This window comes from Duganella sp. HH101 (genome assembly GCF_001758795.1).
Classification (GTDB): Bacteria; Pseudomonadota; Gammaproteobacteria; order Burkholderiales; family Burkholderiaceae_D; genus Rugamonas; species Rugamonas rivuli.
The window spans coordinates 1-6,597 of record NZ_LRON01000055.1; the positions used below are offsets into that span (position 1 = coordinate 1).

General features: G+C 58.9%; 5 protein-coding genes and 3 rRNA genes. 6 read left to right on the forward strand and 2 right to left on the reverse strand.

Going from position 1 to position 6,597, the window contains the following annotated elements; genetic code table 11:
* The 4 genes from DUGA2_RS32120 to DUGA2_RS32135 all read left to right on the forward strand — a co-directional run.
* Positions 1–840: ribosomal RNA gene (locus tag DUGA2_RS32120) — 23S ribosomal RNA — on the forward strand; the annotation flags it as partial.
* A 129-nt stretch (positions 841–969) separates the two neighbouring features.
* A 5S ribosomal RNA gene (rrf, locus tag DUGA2_RS32125) occupies positions 970–1,082 on the forward strand.
* Between the two features lie 68 nt (positions 1,083–1,150).
* The gene (locus tag DUGA2_RS32130) at positions 1,151–2,560 is read left to right on the forward strand and encodes a DUF2868 domain-containing protein (RefSeq protein ID WP_070273324.1); all 1,410 of its coding nucleotides are present in this window, start codon (positions 1,151–1,153) and stop codon (positions 2,558–2,560) included.
* Complete coding sequence (locus DUGA2_RS32135) at positions 2,553–4,013, forward strand: GTPase domain-containing protein (protein ID WP_070273325.1); 1,461 nt, start codon at positions 2,553–2,555, stop codon at positions 4,011–4,013. The genes DUGA2_RS32130 and DUGA2_RS32135 overlap by 8 nt, the downstream gene beginning before the upstream one ends.
* Here the strand turns inward: DUGA2_RS32135 and DUGA2_RS32140 are convergent.
* Together DUGA2_RS32140 and DUGA2_RS32145 are read right to left on the reverse strand one after the other, a co-directional pair.
* Positions 4,004–4,534 (reverse strand): outer membrane beta-barrel protein, encoded by a 531-nt coding sequence (locus DUGA2_RS32140; RefSeq protein WP_070273326.1) that lies wholly within the window; start codon positions 4,532–4,534, stop codon positions 4,004–4,006. The two genes, DUGA2_RS32135 and DUGA2_RS32140, sit on opposite strands and share 10 nt — an antisense overlap.
* 93 nt (positions 4,535–4,627) lie before the next feature.
* On the reverse strand, positions 4,628–5,524 hold the full coding sequence (locus DUGA2_RS32145) for an AraC family transcriptional regulator (RefSeq protein WP_070273327.1): 897 nt from the start codon (positions 5,522–5,524) through the stop codon (positions 4,628–4,630).
* Between the two features lie 189 nt (positions 5,525–5,713).
* On the opposite strand from DUGA2_RS32145, the gene DUGA2_RS33045 reads away from it, so the two are divergent.
* Both DUGA2_RS33045 and DUGA2_RS32150 read left to right on the forward strand, forming a co-directional pair.
* Positions 5,714–5,998, forward strand: a complete 285-nt coding sequence (locus DUGA2_RS33045; RefSeq protein WP_071659013.1) for an SDR family oxidoreductase — start codon at positions 5,714–5,716, stop codon at positions 5,996–5,998.
* A 380-nt stretch (positions 5,999–6,378) separates the two neighbouring features.
* Positions 6,379–6,597: ribosomal RNA gene (locus DUGA2_RS32150) — 16S ribosomal RNA — on the forward strand; the annotation flags it as partial.

A 6,597-nucleotide genomic window follows, 5' to 3' on the forward strand; every position in this document is an offset into this window, starting at 1 on the left:
CCCATGAACCTTTACTGTAGCTTTGCATTGGACTTTGAATCAATCTGTGTAGGATAGGTGGGAGGCTTTGAAGCGGGGACGCCAGTTCTCGTGGAGCCATCCTTGAAATACCACCCTGGTTCATTTGAGGTTCTAACCTTGGCCCGTTATCCGGGTCGGGGACAGTGCATGGTAGGCAGTTTGACTGGGGCGGTCTCCTCCTAAAGTGTAACGGAGGAGTTCGAAGGTACGCTAGGTACGGTCGGACATCGTGCTAATAGTGCAATGGCATAAGCGTGCTTAACTGCGAGACTGACAAGTCGAGCAGGTACGAAAGTAGGACATAGTGATCCGGTGGTTCTGTATGGAAGGGCCATCGCTCAACGGATAAAAGGTACTCTGGGGATAACAGGCTGATTCCTCCCAAGAGTTCATATCGACGGGGGAGTTTGGCACCTCGATGTCGGCTCATCACATCCTGGGGCTGTAGCCGGTCCCAAGGGTATGGCTGTTCGCCATTTAAAGTGGTACGTGAGCTGGGTTTAAAACGTCGTGAGACAGTTTGGTCCCTATCTGCCGTGGGCGTTGGAAATTTGAAGGGGGCTGCTCCTAGTACGAGAGGACCGGAGTGGACAGACCTCTGGTGTACCGGTTGTCACGCCAGTGGCATTGCCGGGTAGCTAAGTCTGGAAGAGATAACCGCTGAAAGCATCTAAGCGGGAAACTTGCCTTAAGATGAGATTTCCCAGAGCCTTGAGCTCTTTGAAGGGTCGTTCGAGACCAGGACGTTGATAGGTCAGGTGTGGAAGTGCAGTAATGCATTAAGCTAACTGATACTAATTGCCCGTACGGCTTGTCCCTATAACCTTAGCAGGTTATGGTGAATAAGAAGTACGTTGGAACGTTCGTTGATACACAACTTCATTACCCCATTTACTTACTTCTCCAGATTCGGAGCGTCGCTGAAAGCGTCGCTCGTACAAGTCAATGCCTGATGACCATAGCAAGTTGGTCCCACCCCTTCCCATCCCGAACAGGACCGTGAAACAACTCTGCGCCGATGATAGTGCTGCAACCAGTGTGAAAGTAGGTTATCGTCAGGCTAGTTATAAGAAGAAGCCCACCAGGTGATCCTGGTGGGCTTTTTTGCGTTCGGCGATATACTCTCAGCATGAACGAACACACGGCAAGAAGCGTTGTACTGGTGCGGGCCATCGAGCTCGCCGACCAAAATAAAGAAGTTCTTAGCGACGACGATCGCCTCTATGCCAGCCGCAGCGCGCGCGAACTCGCACAATGGCAAGCTTCGGACAACAAGGCCGAAGTAACGGCCGATGATTTCCTGCAGCAGCGCGCCGAACAAATCCTGAAACGCCTCGCCGAACGCACGCCTGCATTTGCGACCTTCGCCAAACAGCGCTCCAGCTGGCAAGCCTTCTCGCTGGCTGTGCCCATCATTGCATTGCTGCTCGGCGCCGGCCTCGACCGCATTACCGACCCACACCGAGTCGACCTGCTGTCTGCGCCCTTGCTGTTGATCGTCACCTGGAACATATTGGTGTATCTGGGCTTGCTCGTATTGCTGCTGAAACCGACGTCCCTGCTTGCCTGGCCCAGGCGGGAGTTGCTGCGCAAGCCGCGCTTGCCGCGCAACTTGCCGCAACCCTTATCCTCCGGCGTGCTGAGGTTTGCTGCGGAATGGATGCAACTGAGTGCCAAGCTCAACGCCGCGCGACTGAGCCGCACCATACATCTGAGCGCAGCGATGTTCGCGCTTGGCGCGCTGGCCTCGCTGTATGCGCGGGGCGTCTGGTCGCAATACGCGGCAGGCTGGGAGAGCACCTTCCTCGATGCCGGCCAGGTGCACAGTCTGCTGTCCGTGCTGTTCGCACCGGCGGTGGCCGTATTCCACCTACAGGATTTTTCGCTCGCCGAAGTGACGGCCCTGCGCTTCCCGCAAACCACCGCCGCCGATGGCGGCGCTCGCTGGGTGCATTTGTATGCCGCGACTATCCTGCTGCTGGTCGTGCTGCCGCGTTTGCTGTTGGCAGCGGCCGGCAACTGGCGGGCTGCGCGATTGGCGCAGCACTTTCCGCTCGATCTAGATCAGCCATATTTCCGCCAGCTCAGCGGCAGCATTGGTATCGCCGCCGGTGGCACGCTGCGTGTGCTGCCCTACAGTTTTACCGTTGATGAGGCACGCCATAGAGGCCTGACCCAAGTCGCGGTCGCGATGTTCGGCGAGCAGGGCCGCCTGATGCTGCGGCCATCGGTCGCGTACGGTGAGGAGCCGCAAGCGGTCCTGCGCGATACGGATCTTGGCGTGGACACCACGGCGGCCTTGTTCAATCTGTCGGCCACGCCGGAAAAGGAAAACCATGGCGCCTTCCTCGACTACCTGGTGGCCGCATCGGCGCGCGACGTCGTCGTCTTACTGGACGAGTCCGCTTATCTGGCACGCATGGGCGACCATGCCGACGCCCGTGCACGCCTGGAGGAGCGCACCGCGCTCTGGCAGCAGTTCTGCGCGTTTCATCAAGCCAAGGCCAGCGTCGTCAACCTGCTGAAACCCCATGCATAAAGAAAACACCATTCAACTCGCGCTGATCTCGCACACCAACAACGGCAAAACCACGCTGGCGCGCACGCTGATTGGCGTGGATATCGGCGAAGTGCGCGATGCCGCGCATGTGACGATTTTTGCAGAGGCCCATGCGCTGCTTGAGACCACGGAGGGCGACAGCTTGCTGCTGTGGGATACGCCGGGCTTTGGCGATTCCGTGCGCCTGCTGAAGCGGTTGTCGCAAGCGGGTAATCCGATCGGCTGGTTCCTGCGCGAAGTCGTCGATCGTCACCGCGACCGCGCGTTCTGGTTGAGCCAGCAAGCGCTGCGTGCCGCCAGGGACGAGGCCGATGTCGTGCTGTACCTGGTGAACTCCGCCGAGCATCCGGACGACACCGGCTATCTGCCGGCGGAAATGAAGATACTCGAATGGCTGGGTAAGCCGGTGCTGGTCCTGCTCAATCAGATGGGGCCTCCTCGCCCCGCAGCGGAAGAGCATGCGGAGCAGGCCCGCTGGCGCGACCATCTGCGCCGGTATGCCGCCGTGCGCGAGGTATTGGCGCTGGATGCATTCGCCCGCTGCTGGACGCATGAGCGCGTCTTTTACGAAGCGGTCGGCAGGCAGTTGGATGCGCACAGGCAGCCTGCATATGCGCGACTGTTCGCGCTGTGGGAGTCCAACAATGCACGCCGTTACGATCAGGCGATGCAGTTGCTGGCCACGCAGCTGGCGATGGCCGCGCGGGACAGCGAGGCCATCGAAGCGGAGTCCAGGAGCATGCTCAAATCGGCGCTGAAAGTCGTCGGGATTGGAAAGAGCGAAGAGCTGCAACGGCAGGACCGCGCGATGGCCGCGTTGATCGGTCGCCTGAACGAGAGCACCGGCCGGATGACGCGCGAACTGCTGATACTGCATAAGCTGGATCCCGCCGAGGCATCCAGGATCAATGCCAGGGTGCGCGACAATTTTGTGGTGCGCGCACCCATCGACAAGGCGCAGGCGGGTTTGCTGGGGGCGATGATTTCTGGCGCCGCGACCGGCTTGTCGGCCGACCTGATGTCTGGTGGCCTCAGCCTTGGCGGCGGCGCACTGGTGGGCGGCATAGTCGGCGCGCTGACGTTTGCCGGCGCGGTCTGGGGATTCAACTCCACCACCGACCGCAATCAGGCGACGGTGCAATTTGCCGCAGCATTTATGCGCACGCTGGTGGTGGCGGGTGTCTTGCGCTATCTGGTCGTGGCGCACTTTGGCCGTGGACGGGGGAATTTTGTCGACGGCGAAGCGCCGGCATTTTGGCAGGATGAAGTGGAGCAGGAAGTTGCGCGGCACGAAGCGGCGCTGGAGGATCTCTGGCACCGCGTGCGCGGCGAAAAAACGGCGGACCACGGTGCCAGCCTGGTCCAGCCGTTGATACAGCGGATAGTTACAGCCACGCTGGCGCGGCTGTACCCTTCACCCGATCAGAACTGATAGCGCGCGCCGAACGAAATCAGCGATACCTCGCTCTTGCTGAGGTAAGTGCCTTCCAGGCTCAGCGAGAAGCTCCGGTTGAAGGCGTAACGCACGCCGAGGCCGACGACAGGATCGGTATCGGTGCGGTCGGCCATTGAAACACGGGTGGATTTCATCGTCGTGCGGCCAACGCCGGCGCGGCCGTACAGGCTGAAGCGTGCATCGAGCGGTACCGTGCCCAGCGCCGCGATGCCATAGTGGCTGTCGGGATAGTAGCCGGCGTCTGCCAGGAAGCCGCGGAACGGGTTGAAGCTCAGGCTGCGGGTGTAGACTTCGAAGCCGAAATTCGGCGTGAACTGGTAGCCGGTGTTGGCGCCCAGGGAAATGTCGTTGCTGTTGTCGGCGTACTTGGACGAGACCGATGCGCGGGCGGTGTCGATGCCGACATACACGCCGGGTTCGAAGCCGGGCGCCGCAAACGATGGCGCGGACGCAGCCAATAGTGCCAGCGCCGCGGCGCTGAGGAAAGTGTGTCGCATAAAGCTCCTGAATAATAGAAGTGGTACTACGGGCTGGCAGCATTAACTAATTTTCAATATCGCCAGTTACCGCATAGTATCTTCATATTATCTTTAAAGCAATCTTGCCGCTTCGGCCGGGCGCACCGCCAGCAGGCGGCGCATCGCGTGTGCTTCCTCGCCCGGACTGCGGCCGAAGAAGCGTTTGAATTCGCGGCTGAATTGCGAGGGGCTCTCGTAGCCCACTTGTGCCGAGGCGGATTGCGCCGTCATGTCGCTGCGCGCCATTAGCAGCCGGGCCTGGTGCAGGCGCGCAGATTTCAGGTATTGGATGGGCGTGCAGTGTGTGACCGACTTGAAATGCACGTGAAAGGCCGGCACGCTCATGTTGGCTTCGGCGGCCAGCAGGCCGACGTCGATGTCCGCCGCATAATCGGCGTGGATGCGGCGCAGCGCCTTGGCGATCCGCCCGAACTGGCCCTGATTGGTCAGCGCCGCGCGCATGGCCGCGCCTTGTTCGCCCATCAGTACCCGGTAGCAGATCTCGCGCACGATGGCGGGGCCGAGCACGCGCGCCTCCAGCGGCGAACTCAGCGCTTCAAGCAGGCGCAGCACGGTTTCGCTCAGGCGCTCATCCATGCGGGTGGTCATCATGCCTTTGGGCATGGCCGGTACTTCATTGTCGGACTGGTCGATGGCGAACATCAGGTCGGCCAGGGTGGTGCGGTCGACGCGCACGGAGAGTCCCAGGAATGGTTCTTCCGGCGTGGCATCCGTGGTGCTGGTGAACGGCATGGGGACGGCGACTACCAGGTAGTGTTCCGCGTCGAACTGCAGCACGTCGTTGCCGAAGTAGGCTCGCTTGCGTCCCTGGAGCACGATGGCGATACAGGGATCGGACATGGCTGGCGTTTTGGTCGAGCTGCAATTCGAACGAGTCAGGCGGACGTCGTCCAGCGCCGACAAGGTGTAGCCCTCGTTTGGCGCCAGCTGTTGATGCAGTGCGATCATGCGTTCCACGTGCGTGTCCTTTCTATCTGGGGCTTGAATAGGAATGATCCATGATTCCCGATGCCGCTGCCAGTTTCTTGCAGAGGTTTTATAGGATTAGGCAAGAAGTGCATAGGCATGTGCATTCGCAGCATGGAATTTGATCCGTAAGATGCAGTCTGGTGTTAATGCCATTGAAAGGACCGCATCATGACAGCTATTCCACAAGCACATCGCAAGGTTATCCTGATTGCCGGCGCCAGCCGGGGCTGCGGTCCGGCGACCGCCCGCAAGTTGGCGGGAGAAGGGCATCATGTGGTCCTGGGAGCGCGCCGCTCCAGCAAGCTGCATGCGCTGGTAACGGAAATCCGCGCGGCAGGCGGTTCGGCTGAATGGTATGCGCTGGATGTGTTGCAACCGGAGGAAATGCGCGAATTCCTAGCTTTTGCCGAAGACGTGCATAAGCGCGTCGATATTCTAATTAATAATGTTTGACAGAATCACAGGGGCCTTGCTATAGTTCGCCCCCTCGCAGAACACAGCACGTAAATGAGAACACAGCACGTAAATGCTGAGTTAGGCGAAGAAAGAAGAGCTTGACGAGATAAACGAAACAGTTCATAATCTTGCCTCTTCGCTGATGAACACAACGCTTCTTCAGCAAGCAGTACCGAATAAGTTCTTTAAAAATTAACAGTCGATAAGTGTGGACGTTTGATGAAAGTGCACTGCAGGCTAGTCCTGCTGATACTTAAAATATCAAATGTTCACAAGAAGTAATGAAATAGGCGCTACGAAAGTAGTGGCCTGTCAGTATTTTGAGTGAGCGACCCGTCAGCAATGACGGTGGCAGAAATGCCAAATAAACAGAGATTAAACTGAAGAGTTTGATCCTGGCTCAGATTGAACGCTGGCGGCATGCCTTACACATGCAAGTCGAACGGCAGCGCGGGGCAACCTGGCGGCGAGTGGCGAACGGGTGAGTAATATATCGGAACGTACCCTGGAGTGGGGGATAACGTAGCGAAAGTTACGCTAATACCGCATACGATCTAAGGATGAAAGTGGGGGATCGCAAGACCTCATGCTCCTGG

Excerpts from the sequence above, each read along its gene's own strand:
- DUGA2_RS32130 (WP_070273324.1), top strand. The coding sequence starts at position 1,151 with ATGAACGAACACACGGCAAGAAGCGTTGTACTGGTGCGGGCCATCGAG.
- DUGA2_RS32135 (WP_070273325.1), top strand. The coding sequence starts at position 2,553 with ATGCATAAAGAAAACACCATTCAACTCGCGCTGATCTCGCACACCAAC.
- DUGA2_RS32140 (WP_070273326.1), bottom strand. The coding sequence starts at position 4,534 with ATGCGACACACTTTCCTCAGCGCCGCGGCGCTGGCACTATTGGCTGCG.
- DUGA2_RS32145 (WP_070273327.1), bottom strand. The coding sequence starts at position 5,524 with ATGATCGCACTGCATCAACAGCTGGCGCCAAACGAGGGCTACACCTTG.
- DUGA2_RS33045 (WP_071659013.1), top strand. The coding sequence starts at position 5,714 with ATGACAGCTATTCCACAAGCACATCGCAAGGTTATCCTGATTGCCGGC.